This is a genomic window from Amycolatopsis thailandensis, assembly GCF_002234405.1.
Lineage (GTDB): Bacteria > Actinomycetota > Actinomycetes > Mycobacteriales > Pseudonocardiaceae > Amycolatopsis > Amycolatopsis thailandensis.
On record NZ_NMQT01000134.1, the window covers coordinates 108164 to 125297 of the forward strand.

General features: G+C 68.7%; 16 protein-coding genes. 10 read left to right on the forward strand and 6 right to left on the reverse strand.

Annotation, left to right across the window (positions count from 1 at the left end; genetic code table 11):
- Positions 1-47: 47 nt before the first annotated feature.
- Together aceB and CFP71_RS35120 are read left to right on the forward strand one after the other, a co-directional pair.
- On the forward strand, positions 48-1634 hold the full coding sequence (aceB, locus tag CFP71_RS35115) for a malate synthase A (protein WP_093938242.1): 1587 nt from the start codon (positions 48-50) through the stop codon (positions 1632-1634).
- Between the two features lie 4 nt (positions 1635-1638).
- Complete coding sequence (locus tag CFP71_RS35120; protein ID WP_093938243.1) at positions 1639-2835, forward strand: DUF6986 family protein; 1197 nt, start codon at positions 1639-1641, stop codon at positions 2833-2835.
- A gap of 103 nt (positions 2836-2938) precedes the next feature.
- On the opposite strand, the gene wzt is transcribed toward CFP71_RS35120, so the two are convergent.
- Positions 2939-3691: a galactan export ABC transporter ATP-binding subunit Wzt/RfbE gene (gene wzt, locus CFP71_RS35125; protein ID WP_093938244.1), complete on the reverse strand. Its 753-nt coding sequence runs from the start codon at positions 3689-3691 to the stop codon at positions 2939-2941.
- A gap of 73 nt (positions 3692-3764) precedes the next feature.
- Between wzt and CFP71_RS35130 the strand changes: the two genes are divergently transcribed.
- Positions 3765-4409: a TetR/AcrR family transcriptional regulator gene (locus CFP71_RS35130; RefSeq protein WP_093938245.1), complete on the forward strand. Its 645-nt coding sequence runs from the start codon at positions 3765-3767 to the stop codon at positions 4407-4409.
- Positions 4410-5031: 622 nt separating this feature from the next.
- On the opposite strand, the gene CFP71_RS35135 is transcribed toward CFP71_RS35130, so the two are convergent.
- From CFP71_RS35135 to CFP71_RS35155, 5 genes are all read right to left on the reverse strand, one after another.
- Positions 5032-6291 (reverse strand): HNH endonuclease signature motif containing protein, encoded by a 1260-nt coding sequence (locus CFP71_RS35135; protein ID WP_093938246.1) that lies wholly within the window; start codon positions 6289-6291, stop codon positions 5032-5034.
- A gap of 147 nt (positions 6292-6438) precedes the next feature.
- Positions 6439-6927 carry a GNAT family N-acetyltransferase gene (locus CFP71_RS35140; RefSeq protein WP_093938247.1) on the reverse strand — a complete coding sequence of 163 codons (489 nt, stop codon included), beginning with the start codon at positions 6925-6927 and terminating at the stop codon, positions 6439-6441.
- 9 nt (positions 6928-6936) lie between these two features.
- On the reverse strand, positions 6937-7539 hold the full coding sequence (locus tag CFP71_RS35145) for a DsbA family protein (RefSeq protein ID WP_093938248.1): 603 nt from the start codon (positions 7537-7539) through the stop codon (positions 6937-6939).
- A gap of 36 nt (positions 7540-7575) precedes the next feature.
- Positions 7576-8058, reverse strand: coding sequence for a MarR family winged helix-turn-helix transcriptional regulator (locus tag CFP71_RS35150; protein ID WP_093938249.1), 483 nt, complete (start codon positions 8056-8058; stop codon positions 7576-7578).
- A gap of 1 nt (position 8059) precedes the next feature.
- Complete coding sequence (locus CFP71_RS35155) at positions 8060-9481, reverse strand: PucR family transcriptional regulator (protein WP_093938250.1); 1422 nt, start codon at positions 9479-9481, stop codon at positions 8060-8062.
- Positions 9482-9617: 136 nt separating this feature from the next.
- Here CFP71_RS35155 and CFP71_RS35160 point away from each other — a divergent pair, with 136 nt between their 5' ends.
- From CFP71_RS35160 to CFP71_RS35190, 7 genes are read left to right on the forward strand one after another with little or no spacing between them, the layout of a single operon-like run.
- Positions 9618-10487, forward strand: coding sequence for an FAD binding domain-containing protein (locus CFP71_RS35160; RefSeq protein WP_093938251.1), 870 nt, complete (start codon positions 9618-9620; stop codon positions 10485-10487).
- Positions 10478-10948 carry a (2Fe-2S)-binding protein gene (locus tag CFP71_RS35165; RefSeq protein WP_093938252.1) on the forward strand — a complete coding sequence of 157 codons (471 nt, stop codon included), beginning with the start codon at positions 10478-10480 and terminating at the stop codon, positions 10946-10948. Before CFP71_RS35160 ends, CFP71_RS35165 begins: the two co-directional genes overlap by 10 nt.
- Positions 10945-12294: an 8-oxoguanine deaminase gene (locus CFP71_RS35170; RefSeq protein WP_093938253.1), complete on the forward strand. Its 1350-nt coding sequence runs from the start codon at positions 10945-10947 to the stop codon at positions 12292-12294. The genes CFP71_RS35165 and CFP71_RS35170 overlap by 4 nt, the downstream gene beginning before the upstream one ends.
- Positions 12291-14573: a xanthine dehydrogenase subunit D gene (gene pucD, locus CFP71_RS35175; protein ID WP_093938254.1), complete on the forward strand. Its 2283-nt coding sequence runs from the start codon at positions 12291-12293 to the stop codon at positions 14571-14573. The genes CFP71_RS35170 and pucD overlap by 4 nt, the downstream gene beginning before the upstream one ends.
- A gap of 32 nt (positions 14574-14605) precedes the next feature.
- On the forward strand, positions 14606-15100 hold the full coding sequence (locus CFP71_RS35180; RefSeq protein WP_093938255.1) for a nucleoside deaminase: 495 nt from the start codon (positions 14606-14608) through the stop codon (positions 15098-15100).
- A gap of 33 nt (positions 15101-15133) precedes the next feature.
- Positions 15134-16576, forward strand: coding sequence for an NCS2 family permease (locus tag CFP71_RS35185; protein ID WP_093938256.1), 1443 nt, complete (start codon positions 15134-15136; stop codon positions 16574-16576).
- The gene (locus CFP71_RS35190; protein WP_093938257.1) at positions 16567-16938 is read left to right on the forward strand and encodes an allophanate hydrolase-related protein; all 372 of its coding nucleotides are present in this window, start codon (positions 16567-16569) and stop codon (positions 16936-16938) included. Before CFP71_RS35185 ends, CFP71_RS35190 begins: the two co-directional genes overlap by 10 nt.
- Positions 16939-17134 lie beyond the last annotated feature (196 nt).

Sequence of the window (17134 nt, forward strand, 5' to 3'; positions counted from 1 at the left end):
ATGTAAAACCGTAGGGACGTTATTTATCCGAACTCGGGGTGTTTCTCATGTCTGACCAGATCTCAGCCCAGGTGCTCGGTGCGCCCGTCGAGCGTGGGAGCGAGATCCTCACGCCGGAGGCCCTCGCCTTCCTCGCGGGTCTGCACGAGGCTTTCGCCGGCCGTCGTGACGAACTGCTGCAGGCCAGGAGCAAGCGCCGCGAGGAGGCCCGGACCACCGGCAAGCTCGACTTCCTTCCCGAGACCAAGGAGGTCCGCGAGGGCGACTGGAAGGTCGCCGAGGCGCCGCCCGCGCTGCGCGACCGCCGCGTCGAGATCACCGGTCCGACCGACCGCAAGATGACCATCAACGCGCTGAACTCCGGCGCCAAGGTCTGGCTCGCCGACCTCGAAGACGCGAACACGCCGCACTGGGCGAACGTCGTCTCCGGCCAGGTCAACCTGTACGACGCCGTCCGCGAGAACATCACGCTGGAGAGCGGCGGCAAGAGCTACGCGCTGAAGGACGACGTCGAACACGCGACGATCGTCGTCCGCCCGCGCGGCTGGCACCTCGACGAACGCGGCCTGTCCTTCGGTGGTCGCCAGGCCGTCGGCGCCCTGGTCGACTTCGGTCTCTACTTCTTCCACAACGCGCAGGAACTGCTCAACCGCGGCAAGGGCCCGTACTTCTACCTGCCGAAGATGGAGAGCCACCTCGAAGCCCGGCTCTGGAACGACGTCTTCACCCACTCGGAGAAGACGCTCGGCATCGAGCACGGCACCGTCCGCGCGACCGTGCTGATCGAGACCATCCCGGCCGCGTTCGAGATGGAGGAAATCCTCTACGAACTGCGCGAACACGCGTCCGGTCTGAACGCCGGCCGCTGGGACTACCTGTTCAGCGTCATCAAGTACTTCCGCGACGCGGGTGAGAAGTTCGTGCTGCCGGACCGCAACTCGGTCACCATGACCGCGCCGTTCATGCGCGCCTACACCGAACTGCTGGTGCGCACCTGTCACAAGCGGGGCGCGTTCGCGATCGGCGGCATGGCCGCGTTCATCCCGAACCGCAAGGACCCCGAGGTCACCGCCGCCGCGCTCGACAAGGTCCGCGCGGACAAGAGCCGTGAGGCGGGCGACGGCTTCGACGGTTCCTGGGTCGCGCACCCGGGCATGGTCGACATCTGCCGTGAGGAGTTCGACAAGGTCCTCGGCGACAAGCCGAACCAGCTCGACCGGACCCGCGACGAGGTGTCCGTCACCGCCGACCAGCTGCTCGACGCCGCTTCGACGCCGGGTGGCGCCACCGCGGCCGGTCTGCGCGCCGCCGTCGACGTCGGTATCCGCTACATCGCGTCCTGGCTTTCCGGCAACGGCGCGGCGGCGATCCACAACCTGATGGAGGACGCGGCCACCGCGGAGATCTCGCGTTCGCAGGTGTGGCAGTGGGTGCGCAACGGCACGCAGCTCGACACCGGTGACAAGGTGACCGAAGAGCTCGTGCGAGGCGTGCTGGCCGAGGTCCGCGGGGATCTGGCCGCCGAGATCAAGCCGGAGCTGCTGGAGCCCGCCGTCGAGCTGTTCGAGCAGGTCGCGCTCGCCGACGAGTTCCCGGACTTCCTGACCCTGCCCGCCTACGAACGGATCAAGTAGACAGATGGGGAACGGGCGGCTCACCGAGGACGTTTACACCGCCGCTGACGCGCGCCTCGCCGAGGCCGACGCGCGCGTCACGGCCGAATATCCCGGCGAGCCGCCCGGCCGCCAGCCCGTGCACACCGTGTACGTGCCCGCGTCGCGATACAAGACGCGGCTCGTGGCGGATTGGGGCAAGCAGGCCCTGCGGGTCTTCGGCGAACACGCCGACCAGCTGGGCCTGGACGCGGACATCGCCGACCGGGTCAGGACCAAACTCCTGACCGAGCCGATCGAAGATCTGCGGATCGACTTCGAGGACGGCCTCGGCAGGCCGGGTGACGACGAGGAGGACGCCACCGCGCTCGCCGCGGGGCGGACCCTCGCCGTCACCGGCGGGACGCCGTTCGTCGGGATCCGGTTCAAGAGTTTCGAGCAGGCGACCCGGCGCCGCGGCATTCGCACCCTCGACCTCTTCCTGGCCGGGCTGCTGGAAAGCGGGCCGCTGCCGGAAGGCTTCGTCGTCACGCTGCCGAAGGTGACCGCCGTCGAGCAGGTCGAAGTGGCGGCGGACGTCCTGGAGCGCCTCGAATCCGCGTACGGCCTGCCCGAAGGCTCCTTGCGGTTCGAGGTCCAGATCGAGACCGCTCAGTCCGTTGTGGACCTCGATGGGACCGTCGCGGTGCCGCGGATCATCCAGGCCGCGCGCGGCCGCTGTTCGGGACTGCACTACGGGACGTACGACTACAGCGCCGGGCTCGGGATCAGCGCCGAGTACCAGAGCATGGAACACCCGGCCGCCGATTTCGCCAAGCAGCTCATGCAGGTTTCGGCCGCGGGCACCGGTGTCCGGCTTTCCGACGGCTCGACGAACAAACTGCCCGTCGGCGACGCGATCCTCCCGGCCTGGCGCGAACATCTGCGGCTGGTGCGACGCTCCCTGGAGAACGGTTTCTACCAGGGCTGGGACCTGCACCCGCACCAGCTGCCGACCCGGTTCGCGGCGACGTACGCGTTCTTCCGCGAGGGGTTCCCGGCGGCGCTGGGCCGCTTGCGGGACTACGCCGACCAGACCGGCCGCGGGGTGCTGGACGAGCCGGCGACCGCTCAGGCTTTGGCGAGCTTCTTGTTGCGTGGCTTGGATTGCGGTGCCGTGGACGCGGGGGAGTTGTCGTTCTCTCGAGCCGAGTTGGACGGCTACGCGCGACGGACCGTGTGAGCAGCCCGTCCCGTCGCGCGTTGCTGATCCACGTTCGTCGACGCGGAACTCCGTGCGGGCGAACGGGTCGTGCTGCGGGATCCGGACGGACAGGATCAGCTGGTCAGGATCTTCCTTTGAGCGCGCCGTGATAGGTCGCGAGCACTTCGTCCAGTGAGCCGTGCGCGCGGATCCGGCCCTCGTCCATCCAAAGAGCGGTGGTGCAGAGCTCCCGTAGCAGCTCGTCGGAGTGCGAGGCGAACACCAGGACTCCGGAGCGGCGGGCGAGGTCGACCAATCGTTCGCGCGCCTTGGCGAGGAACGCGGCGTCGATCGCGCCGAGTCCTTCGTCGAGGATGAGGATCTCGGGGTCGATGGTGGTCACCACGCCGAGCGCGAGCCGCACCCGCATGCCGGCGGAGTAGGTGCGCAAAGGCAGGTGCAGATAGTCGCCGAGTTCGGTGAACTCCGCGATGTCGTCGACTCGTTTCGCCATCTGCTTGCGGGACATGCCGAGGAACAGGCCCCGGATCAGGATGTTCTCGTGGCCCGAGACCTCGGGGTCCAGTCCTACGCCGAGGTCGAAAACCGGCGCGATCCTGCCGACGACCCTCGCGGTGCCCCGGGTCGGTTCGTAGATGCCCGACAGCAACCGCAGGAGAGTGGACTTCCCGGCGCCGTTGTGCCCGACCAGGCCGACTCGATCGCCGTCGCTCAGCGACAGGGAGATGTCCCGCAGGGCCTCGATGATCGGGACTTTCGCGTCGGTGCCGATCTTGCCGCCGACCTTGCCGAGTACCCGCTTCTTGAGTGACCTGGTCTTGGCGTCGAAGATCGGGAAGTCGACGTAGGCGCTCTCTACCTCGATGCTCACCATGGTGCAGCCTCCTCGTCGTCGTAAAATGCGAACGGAAGTTATTATTCGCATCTGGTGCGGTAACGTGCGCCCGGTGAGTCAGCCATCCGCCGATCAGGGGTTCCGTCCGCCGCAGCAGGCCCGCAGCCGGGAGTCCTTGCAGAAGGTGCTGGCCGCCGCCGAGCACGTCCTGGCGGTTCAGGGCATCGAGGAGTTCACCGTCGGGGCGGTCGCGGAGCAGGCGGGCATGTCGGTGGGGGCGATCTACCGCCGGTTCTCCGGCAAGAACCAGCTGCTGTACGCGGTGAAGGACCAGCTGCTCGGGCAACTCGAGACCGGTGTCGCCGAAGCGCTGCGCGCGGCAGGGCCCGGCCTGGGCGAGATCGTCGGCGCGTTCGCCCAGGCGCTGGCGGACACCTTCGCCCGCCGGGACCGGATCTTCCCCGAGCTGCTCGACAACCAGCGCGCCGAGGGACGCGATCGTGGCCTCCAGGCGCTGGCCACCATCCAGGACGCTTTCGTGGACGCCGTTCGGCGCTGTCTTCCGGAGATTCGCCGGCCGGACCAGGAGCAGGCCGTCCGCATGACGGCTCGAACCGTCATCGGTTCCTGTGTGCACCGGGCCGCCAGCGGCCGGTTCTGGCCGGATGGCCTGACCTGGAGTGAGTGGGCCGCCGAAACGACCGGGATGGCGCTGGCCTATCTGACTTCGCCGGAGGAAAGTGGCCCTCGCGTTTAGTCCTCTGAATGCGGGGCCGGGGTGGCGCTGAGCGTCAGGGCAGTGTCCCGAGCGCCACGTTCGAGACTGTGAGCGTCCCAAGCGTGGCGCTCGGGACGCTACTCGCCGATCCGGCGCGGGGAAACCGTGCACCCGCCCGGCACGACGCATTTGCCTTATCCCGCATGGGTTTCTCGGGTCATGGTTGTCAGGTCGCGTCGGGGTGATCACGCAGGCTTTTGCTGATCCAGGGAGTGCTATCGCGACTGGGCAGCTAGGTGGTCGGTCCAGTAGCCGATGCCTTCGTGCTGGAGGAAGGTCGTCCGACGGGGGAAGATTCCGGACGCTCAACGTCCGGAATCTTCCCCGTCGGACGCTGATGGACTGTCTCGGATCGCTGATCCTCGATCAGTGGAGGTTGTGGGACATGGAGTGTCCCCGCTCCGCCGTTGATCAACGACATCCTTGAGTGGATGACCGTGTCGTTCCAGCTACTTTTGAGCTGGTCGGGCGTGGGTAACCAAATATCTATCCGCTCTAGGTTGCTTGCCACTCGCGACCCGCTTGAGTCAGGCGGCGGGTGAGATGGGCATGGCGAGGAGCCCGTCGCCGGGTGGCCGACGGGCTCCTCGGGGCATGCGGATCAGGCGGGGGCGCGGTGGAGGGTGTTGCGCTGGATTCTTCGTAGCGGATCCAGATACTGGGGTGGGATGAACTCTGGTAGCCCGTCGGCGGCCATGCGGACTTGCCAGTCGTCGTGGTGGATCAGGCGGTGGTGGAAGCCGCAGAGGAGGGCGAGGTTGCGGAGGTCGGTGGGTCCGCCGTCTGCCCAGTGGTGAATGTGGTGGGCGTGGCAGTTCTTCGGTTTCCGATGACAGCCCGGGAACGCACAGCCCCGGTCCCGGATGTTGAGCGCCCGGCGTTGGCCTGGGGTGACGAACCGTCTCAGCCGTCCCACGTCGAGGGGTTCCCCGGCGGCGTTCATCACCACAGGCAGCATCAGGCAGTCGCAAGCGGCCATGCGCGCGTCGCGTGCGGTCATGGTGCCGACGAAGTCGAGGCAGGCTTTCCCGATCCCGGTCTTGAGCTCTTCCAGACCGATGGTCACGTGCACCAAGGTCCGGTACCCGCTGGTACCGGGCTGGTCCGGGCAGGCGATCGCCAGATCGAGAAGCTCGGCCCACGCGTCGCCCTGGCGCTCGCATTTCATGCGCAGATCCGCCTGGCCGAATTCGTCCACCGGTCGCGGTTTCGCATACGCCTCCAGCGCAGCTGCGGTGCGGGCGCCGAGTTCGTCGTCGAGGAGGCCGGTGAGTTTCCAGAACCCATCCCGACGGCGTTCCAAGGTGATTTCCCGGCGCGGCTGTTTCGGCTCGGGGTCTTTGGGTTCGTTCCCGTCGGGATCCAGCCAGCCGAGGATGTCCTCTTCGGCCTTCGCAACCTGCCGGGGCCCCGCGTCCCGGGCCAGGTTGGCCAGGACTTTCTCCGCGTGCTCCCGGTCTTCCGCGGAGGTGTCGGCCGGGAGTCTTTTCAGGATGTCCAGGATCTGGTCGATCCGGTGCTCACCGATCAGCCCTTCGGCCGCCACCGCGGCCGTGGTGGGCGCGACAGCCGGGACCTCACCGCCGTCCAGGGCCCGGGTGGGGTTCAACGCGATCGCCCGCTTCACCACCGACTGCGCCTCACCCCGCGACAATCCCGCCACATCGGCGAACCACGCCGCCGTCGACCCATACCCGTACAAGTCTTTCGGGCCCCGAGACTCGATCTCCGCCAGGAACCGCCCCATCGCGGCCGACGCCACCCGCATCACCTGCAGAAACTGCTTCACGCCATGGGCAAGCTCCAGCTCGCCGGCGCGCCACAACTCCTGCGGGAGTTCGGGAAGGAAGGTCTCGGACACCCCTCCATAATACACCCACATTTCGAACACGTGTTCGTAATTTTAAGTCACTGCAAACCTGCACGTTTCCCACTGGTGGGTGAATCGGCTGCATTTAGTCGACTAAATGCGTCACGTGAAAGCGAGGTGGAGACCAATGCCCCGCATTTAGTCGGCTAAATGCTTCACATAACGATGACACGGCACGAAAATCGGCCCGTCCGGTCCGAAAGCCGGATTGTCGAACAAGCCACCATCGACCCATCCGCATCGCTCGTAGAACCGTCGCGCCCGTGCGTTTCCCGGCGCCACGGCGAGCCAGGCGCGGGAATGACCGCCGGCGCCCACGAGCCGTTCGGCCTCCGCGAGCAGCGTCCCGGCCACCCCGCTCCCGCGATGATCCGACGCGACGTACACCTGCTCGACCTCGTCGCCGACGACCATCACGAACCCCGCGACCTCGTCGTCGACCATGGCGACGGAAGTGTCGGCGACGCGTTGAGCCGCCCGCTCATGGAACGACTCGCGCGTGCGGACCCGGACAAGTGCTTCGGGCACGTTGCCGAGATGGCCGTCCCGCCAGCCGTGGTACCAGATTTCCGCGACGGCGTCGGCGTCCGCGGGGGTCGCCGGCCGGAACACCACCAAGGAGGACATGCCCGGAGTTTAGGGAACCAGCGCGCCGATCCGCCGCTCCACTTCGTCCGCGCTCGCGTTCCCGGCGACGAGTGTCACGACCTGGTCCCCGTGGGAGGCGAGCAAGGTCGGATATCCCGTCACACCCAGTTCTCGCGCCCGCCGGAAATCGTCCGCGGCGGAAACCCGGTCCAGCGCGGCTTCGACGGCGTCCCCGTCCAAACCTGCCCGCTGCGCGACCACGCGATATGTCGAGACCTCGGACAGGCTCAGTCCGTCGAGGTAGAAAGCCTCCTGCAGCAAGGCCGCGAGCCGCACGGCGCGGTCCGGCGCGACTTCGCGCAGCGCGGCCATCCCGCAGGCGGCGGCCTCGGAATCCATGACGAACTCGCCGTCGGCGATGAGCCGCTCGTAGCTTTCCCCGAACGGCGCCCCGGTGCGGCGGGTGATCTCGGCGTTGGCTCCCTGGACATAGCCGAACTGCCGGATCGGCACGCGGCGCCCGCCGAGGAACAAGCCGCCGGAAACCACTTCGACCGGCAGGTCCGGATGCCGGTGCGCGACGTCGGCCATGGTCCTGGCGAACCCGTAGGACCAGCCGCAGTACGCGTCGAAGACATAGATGAGCCTCATGACGAGACCCAACGATGTCTGACCAGTCAGATATTCCTAACGGAGCCGGGGGAGCGCGTCACGGGCGGAATGGCTCAGCGTCCGCAGGTCCTGGGCGAACCGTTCGCGATGGTCCGCGGGCAGCGGGTCGAGGAAGAGCCGCTGGATGTTCTCGACGTGCACCAGCGCGGCCCGGACGGTCGTCTCCTCGCCCTTCGCCGTCAGCCGCACGAGCTGCACGCGGCGGTCTTCGGGGTCGGCGGTGCGGACGACCAGGTCGAGTGTGGTCATCCGGTCGACCAGCCGGGTCGCGCCGCCGGTGGTCAGCACCTGCTCCTGCGCGATCGCGCGCATGCTCATCCCGGCCTCGCCCGACCGGCCGACGATCAGCAGGACCTCGAACATCAGATGCGAGATCCCGCATTCGGCTTCCAGCGCGCGGCCGAGCAGGTATTCGAGCCGGTTCGCCGCGCCCATCATCCGCCCGAAAGCGACCACACGCGGATCGTAGGCGGCTTCTTTCGCCGTGGTGATGCCCATTTCAGCTCCCTGCCGACAAGGCCAAATAGACGTCGAGCTGTTCGGTGAACTCGGTCAGATCGGTGCCGAGCAGTTCGCTCGCCCGGCCGATCCGGTACCGCAAGGTGTTGACGTGGACGTGCAGCGCCCGCGCGGCCCGCGTCGGTGAGCCGGAGCATTCCAGGAACACCCGCAGGGTGTGCACCAGATCGGTGCCTTGTTCGGCGTCGTAACTCAGCAAGGGGCCCAAGACCCGTCGCCGCAACGCCGTCCGGAGGTCGTCGGGCGCGCCTGCCAGCAGCAGCCGGTGCATGCCGATCTCGCCGCCGGGGACGACCTCGACCGTGCCGGGCCGTTCCGCCGCCACGGCCAGCGCGTAGCGCGCGACCTCTTTCGCGCCCCGCAGCACGGAAACCGGGGAGCGGTCGCTGATCCCGATCAGCACCCGGCGGCACGGCAGCAGCGACTTCACTTCCGTCAGCGCGGAGGTCACCGTCGCCGGCCAGTCCTCCGGCCACTCGCCGTCGTCCTCGGCCACCGCCCAGGTCGTCTCCCCGGCGGGCCCGACGAGGGCGCCCGGCGGGAGTAGCTCGGTCAGGATCCCGCGCGCCGCTTCGGATCCTTCGGTGCGGGCGACGACGACGCGCAGATCGCCGCGCAGACCGGTCGCGGTCAAGGCCGCGTGCGGATCACTTCCTTCGTCGAGCGCGGCGAGCAACGGTTCGAGCACCCTGTCGGTGACCGCGCGGACCTCGTCCGCCCGCGTGCGCGCGAGCCCGATCAGCCCGGCGAGTTCTTCGGCGATCTCCGCCTGAGCGGCGGTCAGCGCGCCGCCGATCGCGAGCAGCCACGGCAGCGCGTGCCTGCCGCCGACCGGCCGGACGGAGACGTCGTCCGCCTCCAGGGAACGTCCGCCCGCGGCGACGAACCGCCGCACCAGATCGGTCGCCGTCCCGGTCGGCACCACCCAGCAGGGGAGACCGATCTCCGCGCGCGCCCGCGCCAGCAGCGTTTCCACCGACGCGTCTTCCGTCGCCGCTGAAAGCAAACGTTTGCGAGCGCCTTCCGCGGCCGCGGCCAACGCCAGCACGACCCGTTCGGTGACGACCGAGAACGACAGATCCGCCGGCACTTCCAGCAACGGAATCCCGTGTCGCGTGCAGGCTTCGACGAGGTCTTCGGGGATCCCGTCGGAGTCCGCTCCGGATGCCGCCAGCGCCGCGGCCCCGGCCTTCGCCAGCGCGGCCACGAAAGCCTCGGAATCACCGGGTCCGCGCCACCACAGCAACCCGCTCAGGACGAGCTCGCCCGCCGACACGTACCGCCCGGGGTCGGGCAGTTCGGTGACGTAGATCCGGGACACCGGACGGTCGAGCAGAGCCGTCCCGGCACGCACACGCAAGCGCAACCCGGGTAGCGCGAGCAGAGTTTTCACGGTCGTCATCAGGTTTGTAGGAAACCACAAATCGACCGGCCCGTGCTGGGGAGATTTCATGCTTCGGCACCGTTGCCGCCATACGGGCGCAGGGCGTCTACTGAGTCAGCCGTCACAGCACTCCGCCGAACCGAGGAGCCCGAGAGTGGATTTCCTGCGCCCCAGCTCGCTGACCGAGGCGCTCGCCGTCAAGGCCGAGCGACCCGACGCGGTGCCCATCGCAGGCGGCACGGACGTCATGGTGGAGCTCAATTTCGACCACCGTCGTCCCGGCGCGCTGCTCGATCTGAACCGCGTCACGGAACTCGCCGAGTGGACCGAGAGCGACGGCGAGATCCGGCTCGGCGCTTCCGTGCCCTACGTCCGGGTGATCGCTGAGCTGGGTGAAGTTCTGCCCGCGCTGGCGATGGCTTCCCGCACCGTCGGTTCGCCGCAGATCCGCAACCGGGGCACCGTCGGCGGGAACCTGGGCGCCGCCTCGCCCGCCGGCGACACACATCCCGTGCTGCTCGTGCTCGGCGCCGAGGTCGAGGCCGCGTCGGTGCGCGGAACACGCAGGATCCCGGCCGAGGAGTTCTACCTCGGCGTCAAACGCAACGCCCTCGAACCCGACGAGCTGATCACCGCGGTGTACCTGCCCGCCGAGGTCGGGCCGCAGCAGTTCGCCAAGGTCGGGACGCGCAACGCGATGGTCATCGCGGTCTGCTCGTTCGCGCTGGCCCTGCATCTGGACACCCGCGGGATCCGCGCGGCCGTCGGCTCCGCCGCTCCGACCCCGCGCCGGGCGACCGCCGCCGAAGAATTCCTCTCCGCCGAACTTCCCTGGTCCACCAAGGCTTCCGTCGCGGATTCGGTCAAACGCCGGTTCGGCGAGCTGGTGTCGGAGGCGGCGTCGCCGATCGACGACGTCCGCGGCAGCGCCGACTACCGCAAGCACGCGTTGTCCGTCCTGGCGCGGCGGACGCTGACCTGGGCGTGGAACGACTTCCAGAAGGGTGAACGCGAGTGCGCGTGAACGTGACGATCAACGGCGAGTCCCGCCAGGCCGACGACGTCTGGGAGGGCGAGAGCCTGCTCTACGTGCTCCGCGAGCGGCTCGGCCTCCCGGGCTCAAAGAACGCCTGTGAACAGGGCGAATGCGGGTCCTGCACGGTGTACCTCGACGAGGTCCCGGTGTGCTCGTGCCTGGTCGCGGCCGGGCAGGTCGAGGGCCGCGAGGTCCGCACGGTCGAAGGACTGGCCGAGGGCGACAAGCTCGACCGCGTCCAGCAGTCCTTTGTGGATGCCGGTGCCGTCCAATGTGGCTTCTGCACGCCCGGTCTCGTCGTGGCCGCGCACGATCTGCTCAACCGGGTCGAGAACCCCGCCGACGAGGAGATCCGCGAGGCACTGGCGGGGAACCTGTGCCGGTGCACCGGGTACGAGAAGATCCTCGACGCCGTCCGGCTGGCCGCGACCAGGGGAGAGACCGCGTGAAGACCGTCATCGAGAACGCCGCGATCGCCACCGTCGACGGCGCGGGCACCGAGCACGCCTCTGGCCACGTCGTCATCGAGAACGACCGCATCGCGGCTGTCGGCGCGGGAAAGGCGCCCGAAGGTGAGTACGACGAACGCGTCGACGGCTCCGGCTGCCTGGTCACGCCCGGCCTGATCAACACCCACCACCACCTCTACCAGTGGGCAACGCGGGGCCTCGCCGCCGATCACACGCTCTTCGAATGGCTCGTCGCGCTGTACCCGATCTGGGGAAGGCTCGACGCCGAGATCACGCACGCGGCGGCCACCGCCGGGCTCGCGCGGCTCGCGACCACCGGCTGCACGACCGTCGCCGACCACCACTACGTCTTCCCGCGCGACGGCGGCGACCAGGTCGAAGCCCTCGCCGCCGCCCGGATCCGGGTCGGTGTGCGGCTGCACGTCGTCCGCGGCTCGATGGATCGGGGCGAATCGCAGGGCGGGCTCCCGCCGGACAACCTCGTCGAGGAGACGGAGGCCGCGCTGCTCGGCACCGAGGCCGCGATCGACCGGTTCCACGACGCCTCGGCCGGTGCTCATCTGCAGATCGCGGCCGGGCCGTGCTCGCCGTTCTCGGTGAGCGAGCGGCTGATGACCGGCGCGGCGGAACTCGCGCGCCGCAAGGGAGTCCGGCTTCACACGCATCTCGCCGAGACGATCGACGAGGAGAAGCAGTGCCTCGCCGAGGTCGGCTGCACCCCGGCCGAGTACGCCGACAAGCTCGGCTGGCTCGCCGAAGACGTCTGGCTCGCGCACTCGATCCACCTCGCCCCGGACGCGATCCGGCGCCTGGGCGCCACGGGCACGGGAGCGGCGCACTGCCCGACGTCCAACGGGCGGATCGGCGCCGGGATCGCCCCGGTTCGGCAACTGCTCGACGCCGGTGTCGCGGTCGGGCTCGGCGTCGACGGCGCCGCGTCCAACGAGTCCGGCGGGCTCGGCGAGGAACTGCACCAGTCGTTGCTGCAAGCGCGCCAGCGCGGCGGACCGCGTGCGCTGACCACGCGCGAGGCGCTGTGGATGGGCACGATGGGTGGCGCCCGCTGCCTGGGCCGCGAGAAGGACCTGGGTTCGATCGAGGCAGGCAAGCTCGCCGACCTCGCGGTCTGGAACCTGAACGGCCTGAACTACGCCGGGATCACCGACCCGGTCGCCGCCCTGGTGCTCGGCGCCACCCCGCCGATCGAGCGCCTCTTCGTGGGCGGCGCGACCGTCGTGACCGGCGGGACCCTGCGCGAGGAATCCGAAGACGAGATCGCCCGTGACCTGGCCGTGGCCAGTGCGAGGCTGAGGGAGACGGTATGACCACCACTGAAGTCTCCAAGCGGACCACCGAAAACGGAGTGGGGACGAGCCCGCTGCGCCCGGACGGCACGGTCAAGGTGCGCGGCGAGTTCGCGTACTCCTCGGACCTGTGGCACGAGGACATGCTGTGGGGCGCGACGTTGCGCAGCCCGCATCCGTACGCGCGGATCACCGGCATCGACATCACCGAAGCCCTTGCCGTGCAAGGAGTCTACGTGGTGCTGACCCACGAAGACGTGCCCGGGCTGAACAAGTACGGCCTGGAGCACGCCGACCAGCCGGTGCTCGCCGTCGACGTCGTGCGCTATCAGGGTGAGCCCGTCGCACTGGTCGCGGCGGACCACCCTGAGACCGCGCGCCGCGCGATGAAGCGGATCAAGGTCTCCTACGAGGTCCTCGAACCGGTGACGGACTCCGAGAAGGCCGCCGCGGGCGAGGGCGCCGAGCTGCACCCCGGCGGGAACGTCGTGCGGTACGCCAAGATCCGCCACGGCGACCAGTCGGTGAAGGCCGACGTCGTGGTGTCCGGCGTCTACGAGGTCGGCATGCAGGACCAGGCCTTCCTCGGGCCCGAGTCCGGCATGGCGATCCCGGACACCGAAGGCGGTGTCGACCTTTATGTCGCCACGCAATGGCTGCACGTCGACCAGCAGCAGATCGTCGCCGCCCTGGGCCTGCCCAAGGAGAAGGTGCGGTTGACGCTCGGCGGGGTCGGCGGCGCTTTCGGCGGCCGTGAGGATCTCTCGATCCAGGTGCACGCGTGTCTGCTGGCACTGCACACCGGCAAGCCGGTCAAGATGGTCTACAACCGCGAGGAATCCTTCTACGGTCACGTGCACCGCCACCCGGCGAAGATGTACTACGAGCACGGCGCGGACAAGGACGGCCGGCTCGTCTATGTGAAGGCGAAGCTGTACCTGGACGGCGGCGCGTACGCCTCGTCGACCGGCGCGGTGGTCGCGAACGCGGCCACGCTCGGCGTCGGTCCGTACAATGTGGACAGTGCTTCGGTCGACTGCTGGGGCGTGTACACCAACAACCCGCCCTGCGGCGCGATGCGCGGCTTCGGCGCGGTTCAGGCGGGCTTCGCCTACGAGTCCCAAATGGACAAACTCGCCGAAGCGTGCGGCATCGACCCTGTCGACATCCGGATCCTCAACGCGATGGAGGAAGGCAGTCTCATGCCGACCGGGCAAGTGGTCGACTCGGCCGCGCCGGTGGCTGAACTGCTGGAACGCCTGCGCGCCAAGCCGTTGCCGGTCACCCACGACGAACTCGACCTGCGCCGGATGCCCGGCGGCGTCTCCAACACCACGCACGGCGAGGGAGTCGTCCGGGGTGTCGGCTACGCGGTCGGCATCAAGAACATCTGCTTCTCCGAGGGTTTCGACGACTACTCGACGGCCCGTGTGCGGCTGCAGCTCGTCGGCGGCGAACCCGCGGCGACCGTGCACACCGCCGCCTGCGAGGTCGGCCAGGGACTCGTGACGATCATGCAGCAGATCGTCCGGACCGAACTCGGCATCGAGCAGGTGACCATCCTGCCGATGGACACCAACATCGGCAACGGCGGTTCGACGTCGGCGTCGCGCCAAAGCTACGTCACGGGCGGCGCCGTCCAGGCCGCCTGCGTCGCGGTCCGCTCCGGGCTGCACAAGCATCTCGCCGGCAAGCTCGCCGCGGACGGCAAGCTGAACGTCGTCGCGAACAAGGTGGTCTCCGTCGACGGCAGCGTGCTGGCGGACCTCGCCGACGTACTCGGCGACGAAGTCTTCGACGAGACCGTCGAATGGCGTCACCGGCCGACGACGCCCATCGATCCCGAGACAGGACAAGGCAACGCGCACGTCCAGTACGGTTTCGCGGCGCACCGCGCGGTGGTGGACGTCGACACCGAACTCGGGCTGATCAAGGTCGTCGCGCTCGACTGCGCGCAGGACGTCGGCAAGGCGCTCAACCCGCAGGCGGTGCTCGGCCAGATCCAGGGCGGTTCCGCGCAGGGGCTCGGGCTCGCGGTGATGGAGGAGATCCAGACCGTGGACGGGAAGATCCGCAACCCGTCGTTCACCGACTACCTGATCCCGACCGTGCTGGACATGCCGCCGATGGACATCGACGTCTTGGAACGGCCCGATCCCAACGCGCCGTACGGTCTGCGCGGGGTCGGCGAACCGCCGACGATCTCGTCCACCCCGGCGATCGTCGCGGCCATCCGCGCGGCCACCGGGCTGGCGCTGCCCCGTGTCCCGGTGCGTCCCGAGCATCTCACCGGCACCTGACATCCGTACTTTTTCGAGCTAGGAGCACATCCGTGGGTACCCGTCTGTCCATTTCGGAGTCCGACGAGCAGAAATGGCTCGCCGAAGCCGTCCAGCTGGCCACCGCGAACGTCGAAAGCGGCGGTGGCCCGTTCGGCGCGATGATCGTCCGCGACGGTTCGGTGCTGGCCACCGGGACCAACCAGGTGACGCCGACGCTGGACCCGACGGCGCACGCCGAGGTCGTCGCGATCCGCGCGGCCTGCCAGGCGATCGGCGACCACAAGCTCGACGGCTGCGTCCTCGTCACCTCCTGCGAGCCCTGCCCGCTCTGCCTTTCCGCCGCGCTCTGGGCGCGTGTCGGCAAGGTCGTCTACGCCGCGGACCGCCACGACGCGGCCGAGGCGGGCTTCGACGACCGCGAGTTCTACGAGCTCTTTTCCCGCCCGCGCGAGACCTGGTCACTACCCGTCGGCCAACTGTCCCTTCCGGACTCTTTCGCGCCTTTTCAGGCCTGGCTGTCGAAACCCGACAAGAAGGCTTACTAGATCTTTCCCGCCCCACAACGTTGTGGAGTAGGCATGACCCAATTAGGTACAGAGCGTCCCCACCTGCCCTCGTCCGAGCCGGGGCGGCTGTCCGGGCTCGACCGCTGGTTCAAGATCTCCCACCGCGGCAGCACGATCGGCCGCGAAGTGCGCGGCGGGATCACCACGTTCGTCGCGATGTGCTACATCGTGTTGCTCAACCCGCTCATCCTCGGCGCGTCGGCCGACATCACCGGCGCGAAGCTGACCACCGAGGCGATCACGACGGCGACCGCACTGGCGGCGGGCGTGACCACGATCCTGATGGGCCTCGTCGGGAACGCCCCGCTGGCGCTCGCCGCCGGTCTCGGCGTCAACGGTGTCGTCGCCTTCCAGATGGCGCCGACCATGACGTGGGCGCAGGCTTTCGGGCTCGTCGTCCTCGAAGGCGTCTGCATCGTGTTCATGGCCGTTTCCGGGATCCGGGAGCGGATCATCAACGCGATCCCGATGCCGCTCAAGGTCGCGATCACCGTCGGCATCGGGCTCTACATCGCGCTGGTCGGCCTGGTCAGCGCCGGATTCGTCACCCGGACCCCGGACTCCGCCCAGTCGACGGTGCCGGTGCGGATGGGGATCGGCGGTCACCTCGAAGGCTGGCCGATCGCGATCTTCTGCCTCGGCCTGCTGCTGATGATCGTGCTCGTGAGCCGTGGCGTACCGGGCGCGGTGCTGATCAGCATCGCGGTCGCGACCGGGCTCGCGGTGCTGGTCAACAGCGTGTTCCACGTCCAGGGCTGGGGGCTGGTCGAGCCCAAGGTGCCCGATCAGGTCGTCGCGCATCCCGACTTCAGCCTGCTGGGCGACATCGATCTCTTCGGCGGCTTCGGGTCGGCGGGCGCGGTGACGGCGGCGGTCTTCCTGTTCACGCTCGTGCTTTCCGGGTTCTTCGACGCGATGGGCACGATCACCAGCGTCTCCGAGGAGGCGGGGCTGACCAAGGACGGCAAGGTCGAGGGGATGGGCCGCATCCTGCTGGTCGACGGCGCCGGCGCCCTCGCGGGCGGTGTCACCGGTTCGGCGCCGAACACGGTGTTCCTCGAATCAGCCGCGGGGGTCGGCGAAGGCGCCCGGACCGGGCTGGCGAGCATCGTCACCGGCGGATTGTTCACCGCGACGCTGTTCCTGACACCGATCGCGGCCGTCGTCCCGGCGCAGGCCGCGGCGCCCGCGCTGGTCGTCATCGGCGGGATGATGATGGCCCAGTGCGCGCGGATTCCCTGGCGGGACCTGGATTTCGCGATCCCGGTGTTCCTGACCATCGCGTTGATCCCGTTCACCTACTCGATCACGAACGGGATCGGCGCCGGGCTGGTCGGCTACGTGCTGATCAAGATCTGCAAGGGCAAGATCCGCGAGATCGGCTGGATCCTCGGGATCCTGGCCGCGGTGTTCGGGGTGTACTTCGGGATCGAAGGGATCATGTCGTGGTTCTGATGTTCCTCAACGGCGGCGGGATGCGTGGCGGTCCGCTGCACGAACAGTTGCAGGGCGCGCCGTTGTGCTGCGTGGCCCGTTCGGCGCCGAAGTACCACTACTTCTCGGTGGGCGACCGGTTCCCGGCGATGTACGAAGGCGGTTCCGGATCGGTGGTCGGGGAGGTGTATGACCTGCCGCTCGCGGTGTTGCGGGATCACCTCGTCCCCGCGGAACCGCCGGAACTGGAGCTGGGCGTCGTCGAACTGGAGGACGGTGCGGCCTGCCTCGCCACGGTCCTGCGCTCGTCCTTTGTGGACTCTGACGAGCTGACGGACATCACCTCCGTCGGTGACTGGCGGGCCTATCTGGCGTCCCGTTAGCAGTCCGTGAAGGCCTCCTTTCCTACCTTGCGAGTCAGGGGCCCGGCGAAGTCGCTTCTCCGCTGGTCAGGGAGGTTGTGAAAGCCACTTTCGCAACGGTGAAGGTTGCGAAAGTGGCTTTCGCGACACCGCCGAGCCTCCGCCACCCACGAGACCCGCGGTACCCGCAAGACCCGAGGTGAAGGGGTCTTTCCTC

Excerpts from the sequence above, each read along its gene's own strand:
- aceB (WP_093938242.1), top strand. The coding sequence starts at position 48 with ATGTCTGACCAGATCTCAGCCCAGGTGCTCGGTGCGCCCGTCGAGCGT.
- CFP71_RS35120 (WP_093938243.1), top strand. The coding sequence starts at position 1,639 with ATGGGGAACGGGCGGCTCACCGAGGACGTTTACACCGCCGCTGACGCG.
- wzt (WP_093938244.1), bottom strand. The coding sequence starts at position 3,691 with ATGGTGAGCATCGAGGTAGAGAGCGCCTACGTCGACTTCCCGATCTTC.
- CFP71_RS35140 (WP_093938247.1), bottom strand. The coding sequence starts at position 6,927 with ATGTCCTCCTTGGTGGTGTTCCGGCCGGCGACCCCCGCGGACGCCGAC.
- CFP71_RS35145 (WP_093938248.1), bottom strand. The coding sequence starts at position 7,539 with ATGAGGCTCATCTATGTCTTCGACGCGTACTGCGGCTGGTCCTACGGG.
- CFP71_RS35150 (WP_093938249.1), bottom strand. The coding sequence starts at position 8,058 with ATGGGCATCACCACGGCGAAAGAAGCCGCCTACGATCCGCGTGTGGTC.
- CFP71_RS35155 (WP_093938250.1), bottom strand. The coding sequence starts at position 9,481 with ATGACGACCGTGAAAACTCTGCTCGCGCTACCCGGGTTGCGCTTGCGT.
- pucD (WP_093938254.1), top strand. The coding sequence starts at position 12,291 with ATGACCACCACTGAAGTCTCCAAGCGGACCACCGAAAACGGAGTGGGG.
- CFP71_RS35185 (WP_093938256.1), top strand. The coding sequence starts at position 15,134 with ATGACCCAATTAGGTACAGAGCGTCCCCACCTGCCCTCGTCCGAGCCG.